The organism is Pseudomonadota bacterium, from assembly GCA_010028905.1.
In the GTDB taxonomy this organism is placed as follows: Bacteria; Vulcanimicrobiota; Xenobia; order RGZZ01; family RGZZ01; genus RGZZ01.
The window spans coordinates 1-22904 of the sequence record RGZZ01000027.1 but is presented as its reverse complement, the minus strand read 5'-3'; the positions used below and the strand labels follow the sequence as shown (position 1 = coordinate 22904).

Sequence of the window (22904 nt, the reverse complement as noted above, 5' to 3'; positions counted from 1 at the left end):
GTACGTACCCGGCGCAAGCCTCGCCCACCGACTCGATCCGCGGGCAAAGCTGGGGATTCTGGCCATCGGTACGGCATCGACCTTCACCTGCCAGCACGTCGTCCCCGCCCTGCTGCCGGGCGCGGCAGCCATCGTCGGCGCAGGCGCTGCTGGCCTGCGCATGCGATGGTTCGTGTCAGGCCTTCGCGCCGTGGTTCCCCTCGTCGCGCTCTCGCTGCTCGCCAACGCCCTGTTCGGACAGGGGGAGGATGTGATCGCTCGCCTGGGACCGATCGCGGTGACCCGGGAGTCGCTGCAGCACGGCCTGCTGATGAGCGCCCGCCTCCTCAGCCTGTATCTCCTGACTTCCCTCTTCACCCTCACCACCTCGCCCGTGCGCCTCACCGACGCCCTCGAGAGCATTCTCTCCCCGTTTCGGAGAATCGGGCTGCCCACGAGCGACCTCTCGACGGCGGTGAGCATCGCCCTTCGCTTCATCCCCACCCTGGCCGATCATGCAGACAAGATCATGAAGGCCCAGATCTCCCGGGGCGCGCGCCTGAACGAAGGTCGGCTGCTCTCCCGCGCTCGCGCGCTGGTGCCCGTGCTCGTGCCGCTCTTCGTACAGGCCTTCCACGCCGCGGAAGCGCTGGCGGAAGCCATGGAGTCACGGTGCTACCGCGGTGTGGGGCGCACTCGCCTGTGCGAGATCAGAGGCAGCGGCATCGATCTGATCGCGGTGTGGGGCGTGGGTGCACTGGCACTGGCCCTGTCGGCCTTCGACGGTCTGCGGTGGCCCGGCGGACCATGAGAACCCTGGTCTTCCGCATCGAGTACGACGGCGGGCCCTTCAGCGGATTCCAGCGCCAGCGCGACCCCGGGCTGCAGACCGTGCAAGGGCTGCTCGAGTCGATCCTCTCGCAGGTGCTCGACGAGCCCGTGGAGTGCGTGTGCGCCGGGCGCACCGACACGGGCGTTCACGCCATCGGGCAGTTCGCTCACGTGCGCACCCGCAGCAGCCGTCCCCTGGAGACCGTGGCGCGCGCCCTGTGGATGAAGGCCCATGGCCGTCTCTCGGTGAGCGGAGCGTGGGAGGCTCCCGCCTGGTTTCACGCCCGCCACAGCGCGGCAAGACGTATCTACCAGTATCACCTCCTGGCAGAGCCGCGCCCGAGAACGATGCTTGCGCCACGCAGCTGGCACGTCTGGCGAGACCTCGATGTCGAGCTGATGCAGCGCGAGGCGAGCAGCCTTCTGGGACGTCGCGACTTCCGCGCCTTCCAGGCGGGGGGCGAGATGGCACACTTCTTCCGCACGCTGCATCGCTTCGAGGTAGTCGCGCCGCAGCCGCCGCAGGGCGACGCCCGATCGCATCTGCGCGCGGCGCTCGACGAGGCCCGCCTGTTCTGCATCGAGCTCGAAGCCGACGCCTTCCTGCCACACATGGTGCGCATGCTCACGGGCACCCTCGTCGACGTGGGAAGCGGCCTACGCCCGCCGCACACGATGGCGCGCGTGCTCCGCTCGCGCGATCCCCGGGAATCGTCGGCGGCAGCCCCACCTCACGGGCTCTGCCTCGTGCGCGTCGAGTATCCCGCCGCGGTGAGGGCCGCCCTGAGGAGCGCGCCCGGTTTTTCAGATGAATTTCAGATCTCCAGGCTATAATCGTATGAAAGAGCAAAGCGGAAAGCAGGACGGACATCGATGGACGGCATCGGCTCACTGACAGCGCAGGCAACCCAGGCCCTCTACGGTCAGGTAACCCGAGAGCAGCAGGGCTTCTCCGGAGCCCCCTTTGCCACCACCCCCGTGCCGATGCCGCAAGACTCGGTGATCATCGCTCCCCCGGGAGCCAATGCCACGCAGGGAGACCTCGACGCCTGGATGCGCAAGCTCGTCGAGGCGAAGCAGGAGGCCCTGCGTCGGGCAGCCCAGCGCTCGCAGCAAGGTCGCCCCACCAATCCCGACAAGCCCAGCACCGGACAGAGCGGCCCCCTGACGGCCAAGGCGCACGGGTTCTACGAGGGCAACAAGTTCGTTCCCGTGCAGCAGATCCGCATCTACGAGGTGGGCAACTACGGCCATCGCACCTACCAGAGCTTCGGAGGCGGCTGGCCCGAATACTCATGGAAGATGAACGACGCGCGCGTAGGCAAGTACTACAAGGTCCAGGTCACGTGGGCCAACGGCTACAGCGAGACCCGCGACGTGCAGATGTCCTCGCCCTCCGGCACGTCAGTCGACATCTACCGCTACTGAACGCTGAACGTGGCGGCGGCGCTCCCTCGAACGGCTCACGGCAGCCGCAGGGAATAGTCGAGGAACAGCATCGAACCGTTTGCGTTGCGTGGATAGATGGACTTGATGACGCTTCCCCCGAACGCGCGCCCGAAGTACAGGCTGAGCTTGTTGTTCTGATCGAAGCTGTGCTCGATGCTGGCGTCGAGCAGCGTGGCGAGTCCGGATTTCCTGCCCGATGGGCGCCCCGCCATGCCGAACGAGCCGTTCTCCTGAAACGCCCCGGATCCGGCGTACCAGAGATCGGCCGAGCTGGCCAGCGACAGCGCGTGGGCGTCGAACCGAACCGTTCCTCCCTTCCATGGCGCGAGCAGCACCTGGGCAAAGCTGTCATCGAGGTTCATGAGCCCATAGAACGGAAATCGCGCGTAGGCGCGCACCGTGGGCAGCGGAGAGTAGAACGTGTTGTGCTGCGCGTCACTGGGATTGGGGTCGCCTGACATGTACGCGTGCCCGACGCGAAACCACGGGTTCCACGCCACATCCTTGGGGCGCCAGCCGAGCTCGACGGCGTAGGCGTCGGCCTTGTGGGTGAGCGTGCCCCACCTGCCCGTCTGGTGGGCATACCAGGCGAGGGCGTCTCCCTGAGACCCGAGACGGCTGACGAAGTGGAACCCGTAGCTGTCGATGTGGATGCCCCCCTGGGTGCTCACCACGCCGCGGCGCGGAATGGGGCGGTTATCGACGAACGGCACATTTCGCGTATCGTCGTAGCGCATCCAGAACACCTGGGCCTCTGAATCCGGAAGGCGCAGGGAGTGCTTGAAGGTCCAGGCCACGTTGCTGACGCGCACCCGCGGCATCTCGGTGGCGAAGTGCGACTCGAACCCACCCTGCGTGGGCCAGGCGAGGAACGCGCTGAAGTGATCGAACTCACCATCGACGTCGAGACGGCCCGCATCGAAGGTGCGCCCGAACTCAGAGAAGTCAAAGGTGCCGATCAGGCGATCCTTGATGCGAGCGCGCTTCATCCAGTTGAGAATCGGATCGTCGGCGTTGGGCACCTCCATGCCGGACGCGTACTCCATGCGCCCGAACTGGAGCACGACGTCGTCCGGCCTGCCGATGCGCAACAAGGCCTGACGCAGCCCCAGCGACGAGATGGACGGCCGCTGGGCGACTGACGCATACGATGCCCCGAGGCCGAGCTGGCCCTGCGGCGCGGGAGCGACGGCGTGGGTGGGAAGGCCGAGCAGGGCATTCTCCTGAAGCTCGAACAGGGCCCCGAATCCCTCTCCCTTGCAGCGCACGCGGGCTCGCAGGCGCTCGCCGAGGAACGAGTAGGCCCCATCAAAGGGTGCGGTGGGCGTGAACCAGCTCCACGACTGACCCAGCATGCGCAGGTCGGCGTCCGCGCTCCAGGTGAAGGTGCGCAACGGCGAGGGCTGTGGCGTGACCTCTGCAGACGGAACAGGCTCTCCCCAGGACAGACCCAGGCACGACAACCAGATTGCGGCAATCAGCAGCGCTCGTCTCACGGAAGGCCATCAACTCATCTCGAGGGATAGAGGGCGCGCAGAAGGTGCGGAACGCGCAGGCTCCAGGATGCCTCGTCGTGACGCCCCCCCTCGGCCTCGTGGTAGAACAGCGACCAGCCCTCGGCGTACCCTTTTGCCTCCAGTAGTTCCCGCAATCGTCGAATCCCTGCTATCGTGTACGAGAAATCGCTGCCCGGCCGACGCCCCTCATGCGTTCCCGCGCAGATCCAGAGACGTTCTGGCCCCCTGAGACCCTGGGCCTCGTCGATGATCCGCAGCAGCATCCCCTGGCCGAACCAGAGCGACGGAGAGACAGCCCCGACCCGCGTGAACAAGGTCGGATGGCGAAATCCGAGATAGAGCGCGCAGAGCCCCCCAAGAGACGAGCCGACGATGCCGTTTCGATCCGGCAAGGTGCGATAGGTCGCATCGATGAACGGCTTGAGCTCGGCCACGACGAAGGTGGCGTACGACTCCACATTGCCTGTGCCAGGGCGATCTGACCAGGGAGGCGTGTACTCGGCCATGCGCGCGTCGGTGTTGTAGATGCCGACCATGATGCAGGGCTCGATCTCCCCGGCACGCGCGAGCACGTCGCCGTAGTGATCAAAGCCCCAGTCGACGCCGAACGCGGAGGTGCGATTGTCGAAGACGTTCTGTCCGTCGTTCAGGAACAGCACCGGGTAGCGGCGCTGACGATCTTCCCAGTAGCCAGGGGGCAGCCAGACCACGATGTCGCGCTGGTTGCCGAGAGGGACCGAGGGAACGCCACAGTGGAGGCGCACGTCTCCGACGATGCTGCCGCCCGTCTGCATGTGCCCCGTGCGAAAGTCCGGATGAAAAGGCGTGTTCAAGGTGCCTCCTCCACGCTGTCGGCTCTCCCGCCGACAGCCGTTGGCTCGCAGGGCGGGTGGGGTGAGGTCGGTTCAATCCTTGCCCTATCCCCTCCTGCGTTGGGTGCGTCGCCCTCGCATGATACCCGCGTCCCTGCCAGCGCTTCTCACCGGGGCGCGTCTCGCAACGACGGGGCACCACCACGACCGAGCAGGCGTGCGAGCGCCATGACGCGAAACTCGCCTGCCATGCGACGTCTGCTCATTCTTGCCGCCTTCATGGCCTCACTCATCGTCACCCCGTGCGCGCGGGCGACCCCGCACCGCGAGATCCCGCGCAACCCCCTCGCTGACGCAGCCGCTCACTTCGCGGCCTACAGCCTGGGAACGTCGGTCCAGGTCGCCAAGCTCGCCGTCACCGTGGGAGACAAGACGTGGTTCTATGATGCGCGAGGCGAGCGTCTGTACCGCTGCGACCCCGCCACCGCGCGGAGCGGAGGGGCCTGCAAGCGCTGGGCGGTGGTGAGAATCGTCGCCCTCGACCCGTGGGGCAGCGACCTCTACGGCCCCGTCTGGGTGCTGCTGCAACGGCATCGCGACCTCTGGCTCGGACGCATGCTGGGTCACGTCTTCTCCGATCCCGGCCTTCGCGGCCTCGGCATCGACAGCCGAACCCTGACCTGCCTGCACGCGCAGGGTCTCTGACGCATCGCATGCGCCTGCCGCGCCCCGAGGCCGTGCTCCTGCTCGGTGCATTCCTCACCTGCCCCCCAGCGGTGGCGGCCCCACCGTCTTCCGCCCCTCCCCACGCCACCGCGAGCTCCGCGTCAACCGACACGCAGAAGGGGCCCGCGCCGCCGCCAGGCTTCAACGTCCACCTCGTGACCCTCGCCAACGGCCACCGCCTGTGGAGAGGGGGCGCGCCCCGACCGGACACCCTGGCGGCGCTGCTGGCCTCTGCCCGCGCACGAGGGGTCCGGGTCACCCTGCTCGATCTGCGCCATCCGCCATTCGAAGACGACCTGAGCGGAAAAGGAGGCCGGCTGTCTCCGGACGCCGAGAAGAAGGCGGCTTCCACCGCCTCGAGCCGCTACCTCTCGATGAGCGCCCTCGACCCCTCGCTGCTGAAGCAGATCGAGGAAGCCCTCTCCGAGGGCGACGTCTATGTGCACTGCATGTACGGCGTGAACCGTACCGGGTTCGCCGTGGGCAGGTACGCAACCGCGCGTGGCGCGAGCGTCGACCGGACCGGCCTGGGAGAGCGCGATTTCAATCAGGGAGAGGCCTTCCAGCGCGCACACCCGTGACCCGCCGCGAGCCATCTCGCCCGCCGGATCGAGGGTCAGCTGCCGGTGCTGCGCAACCAGGCCACGAGGCGCTCGAGCCCTTCATCAACACCAACCCGGGGCGAATAGCCGAGATCCCGGCGAATGGCCGAGATGTCATACCAGTGACTCGTTCCAAGCTGAGCAGCCAGGAAGCGGGTCATGCGAGGCTCGCCGGGCAGGCGCAGAAAGCGATGCACCGACTCGAGCACACCACCGAGGTGCCGCGCCGCCGTCACGGAGATGCGCCGTCGCACGGGAGCGATGCCCAGGCGCTCGAGAAGCTGGTTGATCCAGCGCCACAGCGAGACGGGCTCCCCATTGCTGACGAAGTAGGCCCGTCCGTTCGCCGGGTGCGCGCGGGTCAGCGCGTCACCCGCGAGGATGTGGGCATCGACCACATTGTCGATGTAGGTGATGTCGACGAGGTTCTCACCGTCGCCTACCTGCACGAGCCGCCCCTGCCGGGCCGCCTTGACCACTCTGGGGATGAGGTGGTTGTCACCGGGGCCCCAGATCAGGTGCGGCCGAAGCGCCGTGACGGCCAGCTCTCCCTGACGAGCGGCCTCGAGAACCATCTGCTCGGCCTGCGCCTTGGTCGACGAGTAGGCATTCTCGAAACGTGCGGGATAGGGCAGCCGCTCGTCCGCGTTCTCGGCGTCACGTCCATCGAACGTGACACTCGGGGAGCTCGTGTAGACGAGTCTGGGCACCTCGGCGGCTCTTGCTGCGGCAAGAACGTTGCGCGTCCCGTCGACATTGGGGCGATGGAAGAGATCGTACCCCCCCCAGATCCCGGCTCGCGCAGCCACGTGATAGATCACGTCGCACCCTCGACACGCCGAGGCAACCTTCACCGCGTCGGTGAGATCAGCGCGCACGAGGCTGGCGCCTCGAGACTCGAGGTCCGGATACGCTCCCCGCGCCAGCACCACCACCTCGTCCCCGCGCGCCAGGAGCCGCTCGACGATTCCCCTGCCCACGAACCCTCCCCCACCCGTAACGAGCGCTCTCACGCAGGCGGCCTCCGACGAAGAACCCGTGATGCCCATACCGCCAGCTCCTCGCGATGGATCTTGGCGTTGTGGCGGGGGTCGACCGGGAAAGCAGGATGGATGAGAACCCGCTCCACCGGGTGGTAGGTCGGATCAGCGTGAAGCAACGCAAGCGACTCACGACAGAGACGGTCGGCCTGTGCACCCCGAACGGGTGATCGGGGCTCGATCAGCAGCACAGGCTCCTGACGGGAAGGCTCCCCCACGCCCACAAGCGCGCTGCGCGCCACGCCCGGATGGGCATTCACCATCTCCTCGCCGTTCACCGAGAACCATCGCTTGCCGTCGCGCTCGATGCGGTGCGCCTTGCGACCACAGAACCAGAGCCGACCCACCGCGTCGAAGTAGCCCAGATCGCCCATGCGATGCCACACGCGCGTTCCCTCGTGAATCTTCGATGCCGCCGTGGCCTGCTCCAGCCGATCATACGCCCAGGTGACCACGTCTCCGGACACAACGATCTCACCCACCTCTCCATGAGGCACGGCAAGCCCGTCAGACCACTGCGCAACCGGATCATCGCTGATGCGGATGATGCGCGCCGTCGTCCCGGGCGCAAGTCTCCCCACACAGGTTCCGGCGCCTCGCGCGGTCGCCGCGGCGGTATCAGAGAGCACCTCGTGGCTGCCGATGGTGGCGATGGGAAGGGCTTCTGTGGCCCCGTAGGGTGTGTGGACCTGCGCCTGCGGCGACAGGATATCACGCCAGGTCTCGAGGAGCTCGACGGAGATGGGCGCGCCGAAGGTGAGCACGCGCTTCACGGTGGGCAGCCGGATGCCGTGACGGCGGCAGTGCTCGCCCACGCGCCTCCAGATCGCAGGAGATCCCTGCAGGGAGTGCGCCCCGAACTCGATCACCGCATCGACCACATTGCGGGGATCCACCGTCCCCGGACGAGATGGGTTGATGTCCGGCAGCAGGCACGTCTGTCCGAGCGCCGTCGAGAAGAGGGCGAACAAGGGAAAGCCCGGGACATCGATATCGCCGGGCTCGAACGCATACATCTGTCGAAGGGCCTCGACCTGCGCCTCAAAGATGCCGTGCCGATAGATCACGCCCTTCGCGGGCCCCGTGCTGCCGCTTGTGAACAAGATGGCAGCCGTCTCATCGGCCTCGGTCGGCGCCAGGGAGACGGGCGCGCCGCCTTCCGGGACAAGACGCTGCGCGCCGGGGAAGCGACCGACGACAAAGCGCAGGCGCACCGTGTGAAAGCTCTTCGAGAAGAGCGTGGCGATGAGCATCACCGCGGGCACCCCGATGAGCACGTGTGGCTCGAGATGTCGGATGCACGAGAGAACGCCCGACAGCCCCATCCCGGGATCGATGAGTGCGGGAACCGCCCCGATCTTGAACAGCGCAAAGGTGACGGCCACGAAATCGGCTCCGCGCAGCATGACCAGCACCCGCTGCCCCCGGCACACGCCGCGACTCACCAGGGCTCTGGCGTAGCCGTCGACCCTTTCCTCGAGCGCCCGAAACGAGAGGGAGACATGACGCCCCCCTTCCTTGTAGATGAGCGCGCGCTGCTCACCGTGGGCCTCCACGGCCCGCGCCAGGAAGGAGGCCGTGTTGAACGAGCGGTGGGTGACCGCCGTCATCGGTGCAGAACCGAGCCTTGCGCGAGGAAGGTCTGCATCCAGTCCACGATGCGCTCTGTGGCATCCTCCACCACATAGTGCGACGCATCGTGCAACCTGTGGGCCTCAGCCGATGGGTAGCGCTGCAGCCAGCGACGCAGGAACCGGGGCGAGAAGACCCAGTCGCGCATCCCCCACACGATCAGCGCGGGGCGATCAGCAAGACGCGCAAGCCCGGACTCTACCTCCGCCAATGTTGACCAGGTGGGATGCGAAGGGCCGTGGGGGATGTCTTGCACGAAGCGCAGGGTTGCGATTCGATTCGCCCACGAGTCGTAGGGAAAGAGATACCCCGCCTTCACCGCGGGCGTCATTCGCTCGTGATGCCCCATCGCCAGACGGGTCGCCAGACCGGCGAAGGCATTGAGACCCCGGATGAGCACATCGCCGATGACGGGCAGTCGCGCGACGCGGAGCAGAACCGGCATGACGTCGACGTGGAAGGCGGCCGTGTTGAAGATGACCACGCGCTTGATGCGCTCTGGGTGACGCACGGCCATGCCGAAGCCGATGGCGCCCCCCCAGTCGTGCACCACCAGCGTGATGTCCTTGAGATCGAGCGAGAGCACCAGGCGCTCGAGGTTCGAGATGTGCTGCGCCAACGTGTACGGATAGACCTGGGGCTTGTCAGAGAGCCCGCACCCCACATGGTCGGGCGCCACCACCCTGTGAGAGCCTCTGAACGCCTTGATGAGATCGCGGTAGTAGAACGACCAGGTGGGGTTGCCGTGCACCATGAGCAGGGGCTCCCCGTTCCCCTCGTCGACGTAGCGGTAGGCAATGCCGTCGAGATCGAGGGTTCGTGGCTCGAAGGGGTAGAGCGCGGCGATCTGTGCGGGAAGGTTCACCACCAGACCTCCAGCATCGAGCAGTTGAGACCGCTGCCGATGCCCATCAGCGCCAGGCGATCGCCCGGCTTGACCCGTCCGCGTTCGAGGGCCAGCGCAAGCGTCAGCGGAACAGATGCTGGTCCCACGTTCCCCAGAAACGGGAACGTGATGAATGACTTGCGGATGTCGAGGCCGAGTGCCTCGAACACGGCACGGTGGTGGGTCGCCGTGACCTGGTGGCACACGAACAGGTCGATGGCCTCGGCGGTCCAGCCGAAGACCGCACGCGCCTTCTCCCACGTGCGGCGGGCGAGGTCGACACCCGCCTGCAGCAGCATCTTGTGATCGGTCACCATCTCGGTGGGGGTTCCCAGGCACAGGCGGCTGTAGCGGGTGTCTGCCAGTGCGACGTGACCGGTCAGGCGATGACCGCTCTTCGAGATCGAGCGATGGGTGAGCACCGCGGCCACCGCGCCAGAGCCCAGCGTGAGTGCGGCGAACTGCTCTCGCAGGCGGTCGCCGTCGACGTTCTCATCGAGGAGACGTTGAACCGTTGCCTCGGTGACGTCGCGCGCGCTCTCGGCATCGACCACCAGGGCCGCCTCGATCTGCCCCTTCTCGATCATATCCGCGGCCACCGACAAGCCGTTCAGGAAGGCCAGGCAGGCATTGCCCAGGTCGAAGTTGAGGCATTCCGAGGCGAGACCGAGCTCGCCGTGGACGAGCGCCGCCGTAGAGGGCTCGACGTAGTCTCGGCAGACGCTGGTGCTGATCAGGACACCGACGCGTTGCGGGTCGAGTGACGCGCGCTCGAGCGCGACGCGTGCGGCCTGCGCCGCCGCCAGGTGAATGGGATGCCCGCGATCCCAGAAACGGCGCTCCTCGACGCCGGTGAGCGCCTGCAAGCCCTCTGCCGGGATGGAGAGGCGCTCGAGGGTAGGAGAGAGCTCATCGTAGATGGACTCTGATGAGACGACATTTGGAGGCAGCTCGTAGCCGATGGCTTCGAGACAGACGTTGGCATGCAGCATGGTGGTGAGCGTATATTGGCGCAGGTGTCGCGCAGTCCTCTTGCGCCCCCTTCTCGTTCCTCAAGACCGGCTCAGGTCAGGTCCCGATGTCAGTGGCTGCCCCCCCGCCCGAACAGGAGGCGGTACTCGATGTAACGTGGGATGCCGTGATCGTCGAAGGCCTTGTTGATGACAGCGCCAGACGCCTTGGGCTCGACAGCGAAGAAGGGCTTCCAGGTTCGACCGTTCCAGGCCCAGATGTGGAAGCCGTCATGCACGTCGTTTGTCGTGAGGGCGAGGAACCCGCCGCGGAAGGAAGCGATGTTGAACTTCCCGTGTGTGAGGCCGGCCTTCTGCATGGCCGTCTGAAGCGCGGAGATGGAATCATCGGGAGGTTCACCGAGGCCGAGCTCGTTCGCCACGGTAGAAGACATTCCCAGCGCGAGCACCTCGCCACGTGACAGGCTGCTCGGGGTGGTGATGCGACGCCAGTGGCCCTTGTATCGCCGAAGCACCACCTGCTCCATCGAGCTGGTGCCCGGGATCCCCACATCGACGAGGGCCCACCCTTCCGAGATCTGCATGGCCGCCACGTCGCCCCCCAGAAGCGCGCGAATGTCCTGCTCATCGTCTGCGCGCGCGGGCAGCGCCTGCACAAGCGCGGTGAGCAGGAGCACGAGAACGAGGAGCACGAGTCGAGGCCAGGAGCGATTCGAAGTGATGTGAGTAGGCATGCACGAAGGGTTACAGACGGCGGCACGCGGGTCCTGCCCCGACGTGACCGCGCCGCGCGAAAGGGTCAGGCCAGGGCCACCACGATGCTTCTCGGAGCGACCTCGACCCGTTTGCGAAGCGGTGCGGCCTCACCCGGCGCGACGATGTCGCCTGGACTCGGCTGATGGGTATCGATCACACGAACCCAGCTGCGTCCCTTCTCGAGGGAAGGCAGGGTGAACTTGAGCGGGTTCCACCAGGCGTTGAGGCAGATGTGCAACGTCTCGCCCGAACCCGAATGCGAGAGGGTGCAGGCGAGGCTGTGCGATGCGGGGCTGAAGTCCGGCCTGCCGATCTCGATGCCCGACCACGTCGCCTGTGGCTCTCCCCCGTCAGCATCGGTCCAGACGCGCCGCGACGCAAACACCGGGCGCGCCTTCACGAACGCGATGAGCATGCGCGTGAACCGCAGAACATCTGCCTGGCGCTCGAGTGCAGACCAGTCGAACCAGCTCAGCGGTCCGTCCTGGCAGTAGGCGTTGTTGTTCCCGCCCTGCGTGCGCCTCACCTCATCGCCCATGGTGAGCATCGGTGTGCCCTGCGCCAGGAAGAGGATGGTGAGGAAGTTCTTGATCTGACGCAGGCGAAGGGCTTCGACGCGGGGTTCGTCGGTGAGGCCCTCGATGCCGCAGTTCCACGACGCATTGTCATTGGTGCCGTCACGATTCCCCTCCCCGTTCAACGCATTGTGCTTGTCATTGTAAGAGACCAGGTCATTCAGGGTGAAGCCGTCGTGACAGGTGATGAAGTTGATGCTCCGACGCGGATCCCGATCTGGCTGCGCATACACGTCAGGGCTCCCCACCATGCGCTGCGCGAGCCGCGACACCGTTCCCTCGTCGCCCTTCACGAAGCGACGAACATCATCGCGGAAATGACCGTTCCACTCCGCCCACTTGTGACCGATGAACGTGCCTACCTGATAGAGCCCCGCCGCGTCCCAGGCCTCCGCGATGATCTTGGTCCCCGCCAGCACGGGATCCGATTCGATCTCCCACAGGATGGGTGGATTCTCGAGGGGCACCCCCTTCTCGTCCCGGGACATGACCGATGCAAGGTCGAAGCGAAAGCCGTCGACGTGATACTCTCTCACCCAGCTGCGCAGGCAGTCGATGATGAGGCGGCGCACGATGGAGTGGTTCGCGTTCAGGGTGTTGCCGCAGCCCGTGTAGTTTGCATACCGCGCCCCTTCGAGGATGTAGTAGGCGCGGTTCTCGAGCCCGCGCATCGACAGGGTCGGCCCCGTCTCGTCTCCCTCCGCGGTGTGATTGAAGACGACGTCGAGAATGACCTCGATTCCGGCGCGATGCAGCGCTTTCACCATCGTCTTGAACTCTCGCGAAGGAGCAAGCGGATCGCGCCCGACACAATATCCGGCATGGGGGGCGAACAGACCGATGGGACTGTACCCCCAGTAGTTGATGCGACCCCGCGGGGCATCGAAGGGGTCGAACTGCTGCACCGGCAGGAGCTCGACAGCCGTCACACCCAGCGAGACGAGATACGGGATCTTCTCGATCAGTCCGAGATAAGTGCCTCTGCGCTCCTCGGAGACCCTCGAGCCTGGATCTGCCGTGAAGCCGCGCACGTGCATCTCATAGAGCACCGTCTCGGAGAGGGGCCTGCAGATCGGCTCGTCGCCCTCCCAGTCAAACCCTTCCGGATCGAGCACCACCCCTTTCAGGGCGGTGGCGAGATTATCCCCGGGACGCCGTGCCGCGTCGCGATCGTAGCCTTCCGGAACGTGGACGGCCCGCGCGTAGGGGTCGAGCAGCAGCTTGGTCCCGTCGAAGCGATGTCCCACCGAGGGATCGAACGGCCCATCGACGCGATAGCCATACAGCGTTCCCACCGGCACATCTGGAACCAGCACGTGCCAGTAGTAGAATGTGCGATTTCGGAGGGGGTCGAGACGTATGACGCGGGAAGGCGTGTCAGGTTTGGACGGGTCGAACAGAACGAGCTCGACGCTGCGACAGTTTCGCGAGAAGAGGCAGAAGTTGACGCCGTCGGGGGTCACGGTCGCCCCCAGGGGATGGCTGTGTCCAGAACGTGTCATCGCTTGAGTGATCACGAGGCGGATTTCTGGCGCGTCCTACAACGGTCCTGCGGTACACACGAGACCTGGGCGCGCCGGTGCATCGTGGGCTACTTGTGGGCTTCGCCGCTCTCTTTCTTGGCCTCGGCTCCCTCTTTGGCGGCCTCGGCTCCCTCCTTCTTGGCCTCGTGGCCCTCGGGCTTGGCCTCGGCTCCCTCCTTCTTGGCCTCGTGGCCCTCGGGCTTGGCCTCGGCTCCCTCCTTCTTGGCCTCGTGGCCCTCGGTTCTTGGCCTCGTGGCCCTCGGGCTTGGTCTCGCCGCCTTCCTTCTTGCCGTCGTGTCCCTCTTTGGCGGCCGATGCCTTCGATGGAGCGCTTCCAGGAGGAGCGCCCGGCAGCTTCGAGGTATCCGGCTTGCTCTTCCCTCCGAGACGTTTGGAGAGCTCGGCCTTCTCCTCTTCTGACTTGGCGAGGAAGCGCACGAGAATGCTCACCCGCCGATTCTCGGAGTCGAAGGGGTCGGTGGGGTGGAGCAGGCGGGTATCGGCGTAGCCGCGCACCTCGTGGATGCGATTGGGCTGCAGCCCACCGCTCAGCAGCAGGCGCCGTGCCGCGTTGCCGCGCTCCGTGGAGAGCTCCCAGTTCCCGTAGTCACCATTGGTGCTGAACTTTCGGCGGTCGGTGTGGCCCTCGATGACCACCGGGTTCGGCACCGCGCCCAGCTCCCTTCCGATGGCCCGCAGCACGCGACAGGTGTGCGGCTTGGGCGACGCATTGCCCACATCGAAGAACGCAACCTTGTCGTGGTCGAGGAGCGTGACGCGCAAGCCGTCATCCGTCCACTGCACCTCGACGCTCACCCGCTTCCCTTCGTCGGTCTTCATGTTCTTCAGCTTCTGCTCGAGCTTCTTCTGAAGGTCGTCGAGGCGTTTCACGTCCTGGGCCGCCGCTGGAGGGAGGGAGGGGTCCTTGACCGCCTTTCTCTCCTTGGAGCGCTCATCTTGAAGGAGCGCGACGATCTCGGCCGGCGTCTTCGACGGATCCTTGAAATACTCGGCAATGGCCTGGCGGGTCTGCTTCGACTGCCCGATGATCCAGAGCACGATGAACAGCGCGAGCATCGAGGTGACGAAGTCAGCGTAGGCAACCTTCCACGACCCCCCGTGGTGGCCGTGCCCGCCCTTGATGATCTTCTTGATGATGATGGGGGGAGGAGGACCCGCCATCAGGCCGCCTTGTCGCCGCCCGCGGCCACCATCTTGCTCGAGTTGCGGCAAGCCTTCTCGAGCTCATCGAACTCCGGTCTGACGTGAGATGGGAGCGCCGCGCGTCCGAACTCAACGCAGGCCTGAGGCGGGCTGCCGTTTGCGAAGGCCACGAGACACGCCTGTACGCTCTTGAGGCGATCGTGATCTTCGCGATGCATGAGCTCGAGACGTGACGCCATGGGCCCCACGAAACCGTAGCACGCGAGGATGCCCAGCAGGGTTCCGACCAGGGCCACCGCAACGTTGTGCCCGATCTCGCCGGGATCGCCATCGATGTGCTGCATCGTGATCACGATGCCGAGCACAGCCGCGACGATGCCCATGCCTGGGAGGGCGTCACTCATCTTCTGCAGCACGCCAATGGGTTGATGGCTCTCGTCTTCGTGGGTGGCGATGGACAGGTCGGTGAGCTCTCCGATCTGGTGCGGAGGAACGCTCCCGAGCATGATCACCTTCATGGTGTCGCAGAAGAAGACGAGGGTGTGATGATCGGCCAGGAAGTCCGGGTCTCCCTTGAAGATCTCGCTCTCCTCGGGCTTCTCGACGTGACGCTCGAGGCCCGTGGCACCGTCGTACTGGGCGATCTTGAGCAGGCGGTAGACGGTGACCAGGCGAGCACAGGCCGCTTCCCTGGTCTCCTTGCTCGAGCTGAAGCAGTGCTTGACCTCACCTACGAGTCGCTTGAGGATGTGCAAGGGCGTCATGACTACGACGCTGCCGAGACTGGCGCCCCCGATGATGAGGAGCTCGGTGGGCTGGAAGAGAACGCCAAGCGGGCCGTGGTGCAGCACATAGCCACCCAGCACACCGCCGAGAATGATGGCGAAGCCGATAAGGACGTACACGCTGCCTACGCGCTCCTCTCAGCCCCCTGTGAGCCTCCCCGACAGGATGCTCTTCCCCAACACCTTCCACCTGAAACCTTCGATGTCGGCTCCGACCAGTCGGAGATGGACATCGGTCATTTGACCTATTTTTCGGATCCGTTCCCTCGATATCCTCCAGACGTTCCGAATCCACCCTCCCCATCGGCAAACCGCACCCAGGGCAGGGCCGCGAACGAACGCCTGCGAAGACCGCCATCAGAGAGTTCGCTCCCCCGACACTGTCACTCCGCCAGAGAGGATCACCCGCCCGTGGAAGAGACGACACCCCAGGTCATCGAGACCGCCGTGCGCTACAGCGGCAAGGTGCTGCGCGTCAGGAATGACCGCATCGCGAGGCCTGGAGGCAACCCCCGGGAGCGCGACGTGGTCGAGCATCCCGACTCCGTTTGCGGGGTGGCCCGCCTGGCCGATGGAAGCCTCATCCTCGTGCGGCAGTACCGACACCCCGCAGGCGCATACCTGTGGGAGCTTCCCGCGGGCAAGATCGACCCGGGAGAGACCCCCGCCGAAGCCTTCGCCCGCGAGCTGGTCGAGGAGTGCGGCGTGCGATGCGGCACATTGCGTCTGGCCGCCACGTTCTTCACGAGTCCGGGCATCCTCACCGAGCGCATGCACGTCTTCGTGGCCGAGGGCTGCACCACGGGCGCCGATGGGGTGAACGAGGGCGAGATCGCCCGCTGGATATCGGTTTCGCTCGACGAGGCGGAAAGCATGATCTCCCGCGGCGAGATCGTCGACGCCAAGACCATCGTGGGAATCACCTGGGCGGCGCGCGGCTGAGCCATGCGCACGACCTTGTTCCGCCCCGCGCCGTTCATCGATCCGCTGCCCGAGCCGGATGCCTCTCGGGTGTATCCCTCGTGGCGAATGCGGCAGCTGGCGGCGATCTTCGCTGGCTACGCGGGGTACTACCTCGTGCGCTCGAACTTCGCGTTCGCCAAGCCGCTGCTCATGTCGTCGCTGCACCTGGGAAAGAGCGAGGTCGGACTCATCGCCTCTGCCCTGGCCGCAACCTACGGCGTGAGCAAGTTCGTCATGGGCAACCTGGCCGACCGATCGAACGCACGCACCTTCCTGGCCGCCGGGCTCATCGGCAGCGGTCTTGTCAACCTGGCCTTCGGCAGCCTCTTGCCACTGTGGGCGCTCATCGCGGCGTGGGCGGTGAACGGCTGGTTCCAGGGCATGGGCTGGGGGCCGTGCGCACGCACCATGACGCACTGGTTCAGCGACCGCGAGCGAGGCACGTACATGGGCATCTGGAACACGGCCCACAACCTCGGAGGCGCCCTGGCCGGACCCCTCGCCACGATGTCGCTGGCCCTCTTCTCCACCGCCGCGTCCATCTTCTTCGTGCCCGGCGCAATTGCGGTGATGCTGGGGGTGACGCTGCTGGCCGTGCTGGTCGACACGCCGCAATCGGTGGGGCTGCCGCCGATCGAGGCGTACCGCAACGACTACCCCCCCTGCGAGGTGGAAGATCGGGAGCGCGAGATGTCGGCGCGCGAGATCCTGCTCGATCACGTGCTGAACCAGCGCACGCTGTGGATCCTCGCCCTTGCGAACCTGGGCGTGTATGTGGTCCGATTTGGTGTGATCAACTGGGCGCCTACCTACCTGCCTGAGGTGAAGCACTACGTCGCCTCGAGCTCGCGCTGGCAGTCGCTCATCTTCGAGCTGGGCGGGATTCCTGGCATGCTGGCGTCCGGGTGGGTGAGCGACCGCTTCTTCGCGGGACGGCGGGCCCCGGTGTCCGTCGTGCTGATGGCGGTGGTGACCGCGGGGGTTCTGGTCTACTGGAAGACTCCCGCGGGACATCCCATCATCGACGCGCTCTCGCTCTTCTGCGTGGGATTCGCCATCTACGGCCCGGTCATGCTCATCGGCGTGGCCGCCGTCGACTGCGTTCCCAAGAAGGCCGCGGCAACAGCCGCCGGCTTTACGGGACTCTTCGGCTACATCGGAACCGTGGGCGCCGAGGCCGGGATCGGCCACATCGTCGATGCATACGGGTGGGACGCCGGCTTCAGCGTGATCACGGCGTGCGGGGTGGTCTCGGCGCTGCTGCTCAGCCTGCTGTGGCACGCGCACGACCGCAGGCGCTTCGGCGACGCACCGCACTGAGACGAGGTCGTCGACAGGGACAGGCAGGGGCCTCATCAAACATCCTCAGAACCACAGTGTGCCCGCGTGCCGAAAGGATGGCCCATGGAAGCCCAGACACGACCCTCCGCAGAAGCCGTGGCCCATCGGGCCTTGTCTCTCGTCTCGGTACTGTTCCGCGACAACCTGGAACGCGCCATTGCCCTCGAGCAGCGGCCTCGCGCCGTTGTGGAGAAGCTGAACACGCTCCTGAGGGAGTGGATGGATCGCGAGGGCGTGCGTGAGCGCCTTTCCAGGCGCGAGAGCGCCCTCATGGAGATCGCGCTGGGCGGATGGGACGACCGCGCCGTAGCCGACATCTCCTGGCGCGTCGAGGCCGTAGGAATGCTGCTCTGGAGCGTTGGCATCATCGACGCCGTCGCCCCGTACGATCAGATGTTCGCCCTCGAAGACGTGATGCCCACCCTGGGCGTATTCTCGGAGACGGCCCCCCTCATGGGCCGGCTGAGCGCGCGAAGCGACGAGGTGCTGCAGCGGCAGCGCGACATTGCCGAGGTCTGGCACTGGCGCTCCCGCGCAGCCGAGCTCCAGCGACGCTCCGGGCTGGCCCCCGCGCCCCAGAACCTTCAGAACGCACTCGGACGGGCGCAGGCAGCGGGCGCCTTTGACAGCGTGCCTTCCTGTGGTGACCTCATGGCGTTCGGAAAGCCGTATCGCGAGCTCACCGCCGAAGAGGCGACGACCTGCGCGGCCATTGCGCGAGAGCGATATCTCGCGCTGAACTGGATGTGCGGGCGTTCCGCCGACTGGGACGAAACCGCCATCGACACCTGAGTTGAACCCTCTCGCTCCTGGCACGCTCCTGCAGGGCCGTTGGCGCGTCGAGAAGATCATCGGACAGGGCGGCATGGCCGTCGTCTACGCCGCCGAGGATCTCGAGTTCGAGGGCAGCCGTGTGGCGCTCAAGCAGCTCATCTGCCCCCCCGTTGCGCCTGCGGAGCGCGCACTGCTCGAGGAGGCCTTCGTCCGGGAGGCCCAGACCCTGCGCGGCCTCAAGCATCAGTTCATCCCGCGCGTCTACGCCTGCTTCTCAGCGCACGGCGATCACTTCCTGGTCATGGATCTGCTGAGCGGCCGCACGCTCGACACGTTCGTCGATCTCGACAACGCGAGCGGTAGACCTGCGTTCGCACCAACCGTGATGGCGGTGCTGAGCTGGTCGCTCCAGGTCTGCGCTGCGCTCATCTACCTGCACGCGCAGAAGCCACATCCGGTCATCCACAAGGACATCAAGCCCCAGAACCTCATGCTCACCGCCGAAGGCGTGATGCTGCTCGACTTCGGAATCGCCAAAGCCACCGACCCGAGAGGGCGCTACAGAACCATCGTGGAGGGTGTGGCCACCCCGGGGTACGCCGCGCCAGAGATGTACCTGGCACAGGGCACCAGCGACCCGCGGGTCGACATCTATGCCCTGGGCGCAACCATCTACGCCCTGCTCAGCGGACGCACCCCGATCGAATCCATCGTGCGTCAGAGCGAGCTCCTCGCGGCCCGGCCCGACCCCCTCCCGCCGCTGCGATCCCTTCGGCCGGACGTGCCCGCCTACGTCGAAGGCGCGCTGCAGCGCATGGTCGAGGTGCGCGTCGAGCAGCGATTCGCCACCGCGACGGCAGCGAGACGCTCTCTGGCCACCTGCCGCGAATGGATTCACAAAGGCCTCCCCTGACCCGGATCGAGACTGAAACCTTGCAAAGTGTTCACATCCTTGGCGTGTACTTCACGCGCATTTGATGCAAGAATCACGGAAAGAGGGTCGCCTCGCGCATACGCCCGAGCGTCTGCAGCCGTACATGGAGGAAAGAGATGATCGAGTCCATCGGTTCCCGCCTGCCCATGGCCCCCCTGGCACAGCCCCGCGCGGAAGGAACCCCGAAGCAGGCGGTTCCTGGGGACAGCGTCGTCCTCGGCGCAACCCCGAGCCTCCCCAAGGCCCCCACGTTCAAGGCCACGCCCAAAGCCGACGACGGCACGCAGCCGCCTGCTGATCCCACCCCCAAGAAGTGGACGGTGATGGTGTGGGGCGCGGCCGACAACAACCTCCTGCCGTTCGAGATCCACAACATCAAGGACATCGAGACGGTGGGCTCCACAAGCGACGTGAACGTGGTGACCCAGTTTGACTTCGGCGATCCCACAGGGGCCTCGCGCATCCTGCTGCAGAAGGGGAGCGCGCCCGAGGGGGAGATCGCATCGCCCGCGCTGGAGCAGCTTGGCAACGTCGACATGGCCGACCCGCAGACGATGTCCGACTTCATCCAGTGGAGCATGAAGAACTACCCGGCCGAGCACTACATGTTCATCGTCAACGACCACGGTGACGGCTGGCGTGGGTGCATCGAGGATGACAGCGCCGGAACGTTCATGACGCTTCCCCAGCTTCACGCAGGGCTGCAGAATGCCCAGGATGCAACGGGCAAGAAGATCGACGTGCTCGGCTTCGACGCCTGTCTGATGGCCATGGGTGAGGTGGGCTACGAGCTGAAGGACAATGCCAGCTTCATCGTCGGCTCCCAGCAGACCGAGGGGGCTGCCGGATGGCCCTACTCCACGATTCTCACCACCCAGCTGCTGACCGGCCTCAACGAGGCCATCCGCAAGCGCCTGCCGGTGGAGCCCAAGGACGTTGCCGCAGCCGCCGTGACCTCCGCCCAGACCACGCAGGACGATCTGCCCACGATGTCTGCCTTCGACCTCTCGAAAGCCGAAGACCTCAAGAGCGCGATGGACGTCTTCGCCGCCGAGTTCACCAAGGACGGCAGCTTCGACACCAGCCGCATGAGCGACATCTACTACAACACCCAGGGCTTCTACGACTACAGCGACCTGGCCTCATTCTGCCAGAACGTGAAGAACGAGCCCTCGTCGAGCGACGCCCTCAAAGCCGCGGCCGACGGGGTGCTGAGCGCCGTGTCGTCGATGGTCATCGCCGAGGAGCACTCCTCCGACTATCCCGACGCCCACGGGGTGAGCATCGAGCTCGGATCAGACCTCTCGGGCTACGGCGAGACGCAGTTCGCCCAGAACAGCCAGTGGACGGGAGTGCAGGCCAAGGTGCAGAGCGCGCTCAACAGCGCGCCCGCTCCCGGCGGGGATGGTGACGGGGGAGACGGCGACGACCGCCTCCGCGCCGCCTGACCCCGCGCAGCCTCCAACGACACGACGCCCGTGGCCCACGGCCACGGGCGTCTGTCATTCCGTGGGGAGATCGATCAGGGGGTGCGACACGAGATCACCGCCTCGTCGTTGTCCGACCGGTGCGCTCCAGGCTTCCGCCGGCTCCTCGACGCAAGTGCCCGCTCGCTCGGCCGCACGTCCCGCGCGCGCAGCAATCACGCCTGCAGCGGCCGTGGCGCACAGACCGACCGGATTTCCCGCAGCGCCCAGGGCAATCGCGGCCGATACGGTGGCGGCCGGGGCCAGGAGGCTCCAGCGTTGCGATGACCGCGGTGTCACCGCGTCCACCGAGGAAGCCGGGCCTGGCGCGGGCGCAACAGGAGGCGGTGGTGCCCCCGCGCTCGGAAGCGTGATCACGCGAGGCCCAGAGAGCAGCAACCCATGGGCGTCGAGCGCGTCGGGCACGAGTGTGGGCACAAACGTCCCTGGGTTGGGAACCCCGAGGAACCGCTCCGTCACCCGTCGCTGGGGCTCGACCACCGCGTTGATCATGCGAAGCGCGCTGTTGACGCAGTTGTTGGAGACCGTGTCGTAGCGCTCGTCAGCGCGATCGCGAACGGCCTCACCCAGGGCTCGGCTGAAGAGGGCCTCCCGCTGCGCCTGCGTGAGGTCGAGACGATAGCGCACCAGGCGATGCTGACGCAGCGCGCACGCCTTCTCCACGGTATCGCGCCAGGTACCCACCTGATAGACCACGGGATAGTGCTGCTGACGCCCCAGCCCCATGTCAAAGCGCTCTCCGTCGCGAAGGCGAACCTCCACCGACACCACGACCCCCCCATCGGTCATCCCGTCCGACGATCTCACCACGGGCGCTCCACCGCCGTCGAAGCAGAGCAGCGCATGTGCCGCCACCGCTTCCGGCGGAAAGGGCTCCATCACCATCCACACGTCGCGCACGGCGCGGGTATCGATGGTCGAATCGAGAAATGCCCCCGCATAGCGTCCGTCCGCCTGCACGCCAACCCCCCAGCGCACGTTCCCCAGGCGCCAGGTTCCCGGGTCGGTGCGCTCGAGGAGCGTGGCGGGTCGCTGATGGGCCTGCCAGGGTCGCGAATCGGGCGGTGTCTCTGGCGAAGGCGTGCGCGGATCGTGGGCGCGCACCCACGCGTCAGACACGGCCATGGTGACGGCAGCAGCAACGGCGGAGGCCGCCGAGACATTGCGAGATCCGGCTGCCGCGGTGGCCGCCACCGAGAGAACAGCAGCGCCGAGAACCTCCGGATAGCGCGCAAACGTGTTCCGCCAGAACTCACTGTGATCAGAGCACACGACCTGAGCGCCGGGGATCTGCTTGAAGGCGTCGAGGCCCACCCCCTGCCGCCCGTGGATGGTCACGCGCGGGGCCTCGATGGGGTGCGGACATGCGCGCAAGGCGTGATAGAGCAGCGCCGTGCAGTAGTAGGCCCGATCGTTGTCGAGCTTGAACGTGTAGTCATAGGGCAGCCCGACCTTCGACGCACAGAAGTCGACGGCCGCCTTCGCGTCGGTCTTGCTCTGATAGGGCGGGCGAATGACCTCGAGCAGCACCTGGCGACCCACCCGCGAATCGAGCCGCGTGCGCACCACTCCCTCTCCGCCGACGCCGGCCACCGATGCCTCCAGCACGTGACCATCCCCTTCATACATCATCGTATGGGTGTACCCCGTGCCGAGAAGGGCGTAGGTCGACGCCTGGAGCATGGGAAGCGAGTTGTCGGTGATGAGGATGATGTCCCCCGGCGCCAGCTGCTGCTCGAGGGCGCGCTCCCGCTCAGGCGTGAGACGTGGCGTGTCGGCCAGAGCGCGCAGCTGCAGCAGGCGAGAGGCAGGGCGAAGGACGTCGACCAGGCCCGAGCCCGCGCCCGCATGCGCGTCATCGGCCGAAGCCGTGATGTGAGGTTCCGGGTCCCCCAGCGCAGGCGACACAGGCAGCGGTTGCGTGGGCAGGCGCTGACGCCTGGACGGAAGTGGCGAGACAAGCATGCGAAGACCCCCTCGATGACGTGGGCGGCGACCCTTCACTCGCTCACGGCAGCGCCTGCAGGTGCGAGGAGAAACGGTCGGACCCAGCCGCCGGTCTGATGCCAGCACTATATGCGAGAGCCCATCGGTGATGCACGCGCAACGCGGCGAACGGTCGCAGCGAGGGGGTGGGATGCAGCGGCGTCAGTCGAC

The 22904-nt window shown here is 66.4% G+C and carries 21 protein-coding genes; 10 read left to right on the top strand and 11 right to left on the bottom strand.

Translation table 11 applies throughout. The annotated features are described in order from the left end of the window. The 3 genes from EB084_03895 to EB084_03885 all read left to right on the top strand — a co-directional run. Positions 1–790 (top strand): energy-coupling factor transporter transmembrane protein EcfT (locus EB084_03895; GenBank protein ID NDD27391.1); only part of this gene is annotated, 790 nt, incomplete at its 5' end. Continuing rightward, complete coding sequence (locus EB084_03890; protein NDD27390.1) at positions 772–1644, top strand: tRNA pseudouridine synthase A; 873 nt, start codon at positions 772–774, stop codon at positions 1642–1644. The genes EB084_03895 and EB084_03890, both read left to right, overlap by 19 nt. 39 nt (positions 1645–1683) lie before the next feature. Then, on the top strand, positions 1684–2238 hold the full coding sequence (locus EB084_03885) for a hypothetical protein (protein NDD27389.1): 555 nt from the start codon (positions 1684–1686) through the stop codon (positions 2236–2238). Between the two features lie 35 nt (positions 2239–2273). On the opposite strand, the gene EB084_03880 is transcribed toward EB084_03885, so the two are convergent. After that, positions 2274–3653, bottom strand: a complete 1380-nt coding sequence (locus EB084_03880) for a hypothetical protein (protein NDD27388.1) — start codon at positions 3651–3653, stop codon at positions 2274–2276. Between the two features lie 116 nt (positions 3654–3769). After that, positions 3770–4609 (bottom strand): alpha/beta hydrolase, encoded by an 840-nt coding sequence (locus tag EB084_03875; protein ID NDD27387.1) that lies wholly within the window; start codon positions 4607–4609, stop codon positions 3770–3772. Positions 4610–4816: 207 nt separating this feature from the next. Here EB084_03875 and EB084_03870 point away from each other — a divergent pair, with 207 nt between their 5' ends. Together EB084_03870 and EB084_03865 are read left to right on the top strand one after the other, a co-directional pair. Further along, positions 4817–5293, top strand: coding sequence for a hypothetical protein (locus EB084_03870; GenBank protein ID NDD27386.1), 477 nt, complete (start codon positions 4817–4819; stop codon positions 5291–5293). A gap of 8 nt (positions 5294–5301) precedes the next feature. Further along, complete coding sequence (locus EB084_03865) at positions 5302–5895, top strand: hypothetical protein (protein NDD27385.1); 594 nt, start codon at positions 5302–5304, stop codon at positions 5893–5895. A gap of 35 nt (positions 5896–5930) precedes the next feature. Here EB084_03865 and EB084_03860 read toward each other — a convergent pair whose 3' ends face one another. The 8 genes from EB084_03860 to motA form a co-directional block, all read right to left on the bottom strand. After that, positions 5931–6929: an NAD-dependent epimerase/dehydratase family protein gene (locus tag EB084_03860; GenBank protein NDD27384.1), complete on the bottom strand. Its 999-nt coding sequence runs from the start codon at positions 6927–6929 to the stop codon at positions 5931–5933. Then, the gene (locus EB084_03855; protein NDD27383.1) at positions 6926–8566 is read right to left on the bottom strand and encodes a hypothetical protein; all 1641 of its coding nucleotides are present in this window, start codon (positions 8564–8566) and stop codon (positions 6926–6928) included. Before EB084_03855 ends, EB084_03860 begins: the two co-directional genes overlap by 4 nt. After that, positions 8563–9459: an alpha/beta fold hydrolase gene (locus EB084_03850; GenBank protein NDD27382.1), complete on the bottom strand. Its 897-nt coding sequence runs from the start codon at positions 9457–9459 to the stop codon at positions 8563–8565. The genes EB084_03855 and EB084_03850 overlap by 4 nt, the downstream gene beginning before the upstream one ends. Then, on the bottom strand, positions 9450–10466 hold the full coding sequence (locus tag EB084_03845) for a 3-oxoacyl-ACP synthase III (GenBank protein NDD27381.1): 1017 nt from the start codon (positions 10464–10466) through the stop codon (positions 9450–9452). Before EB084_03845 ends, EB084_03850 begins: the two co-directional genes overlap by 10 nt. An 89-nt stretch (positions 10467–10555) precedes the next feature. Next, positions 10556–11179 carry a hypothetical protein gene (locus tag EB084_03840; protein NDD27380.1) on the bottom strand — a complete coding sequence of 208 codons (624 nt, stop codon included), beginning with the start codon at positions 11177–11179 and terminating at the stop codon, positions 10556–10558. Positions 11180–11244: 65 nt separating this feature from the next. Next, a complete protein-coding gene (glgX, locus tag EB084_03835) occupies positions 11245–13278 on the bottom strand; it encodes a glycogen debranching enzyme GlgX (protein ID NDD27379.1) in 2034 nt (677 codons plus the stop codon). Positions 13279–13314: 36 nt separating this feature from the next. Then, positions 13315–14481 (bottom strand): hypothetical protein, encoded by a 1167-nt coding sequence (locus EB084_03830; protein ID NDD27378.1) that lies wholly within the window; start codon positions 14479–14481, stop codon positions 13315–13317. Next, the gene (gene motA / locus EB084_03825; GenBank protein NDD27377.1) at positions 14481–15368 is read right to left on the bottom strand and encodes a flagellar motor stator protein MotA; all 888 of its coding nucleotides are present in this window, start codon (positions 15366–15368) and stop codon (positions 14481–14483) included. The genes EB084_03830 and motA overlap by 1 nt, the downstream gene beginning before the upstream one ends. Before the next feature lie 105 nt (positions 15369–15473). On the opposite strand from motA, the gene EB084_03820 reads away from it, so the two are divergent. From EB084_03820 to EB084_03800, 5 genes are all read left to right on the top strand, one after another. Continuing rightward, entirely contained in the window at positions 15474–16190 is a 717-nt protein-coding gene (locus tag EB084_03820; protein NDD27376.1) for an NUDIX hydrolase, read from the top strand. A gap of 3 nt (positions 16191–16193) precedes the next feature. Further along, the gene (locus EB084_03815) at positions 16194–17531 is read left to right on the top strand and encodes an MFS transporter (protein NDD27375.1); all 1338 of its coding nucleotides are present in this window, start codon (positions 16194–16196) and stop codon (positions 17529–17531) included. Between the two features lie 84 nt (positions 17532–17615). Then, entirely contained in the window at positions 17616–18344 is a 729-nt protein-coding gene (locus EB084_03810; GenBank protein ID NDD27374.1) for a DUF4272 domain-containing protein, read from the top strand. Between the two features lies 1 nt (position 18345). Further along, positions 18346–19239, top strand: coding sequence for a serine/threonine protein kinase (locus EB084_03805; protein NDD27373.1), 894 nt, complete (start codon positions 18346–18348; stop codon positions 19237–19239). 137 nt (positions 19240–19376) lie between these two features. Beyond that, the gene (locus EB084_03800; protein NDD27372.1) at positions 19377–20708 is read left to right on the top strand and encodes a hypothetical protein; all 1332 of its coding nucleotides are present in this window, start codon (positions 19377–19379) and stop codon (positions 20706–20708) included. Between the two features lie 54 nt (positions 20709–20762). On the opposite strand, the gene EB084_03795 is transcribed toward EB084_03800, so the two are convergent. Beyond that, complete coding sequence (locus EB084_03795; protein ID NDD27371.1) at positions 20763–22712, bottom strand: DUF4105 domain-containing protein; 1950 nt, start codon at positions 22710–22712, stop codon at positions 20763–20765. Between the last annotated feature and the right edge of the window lie 192 nt (positions 22713–22904).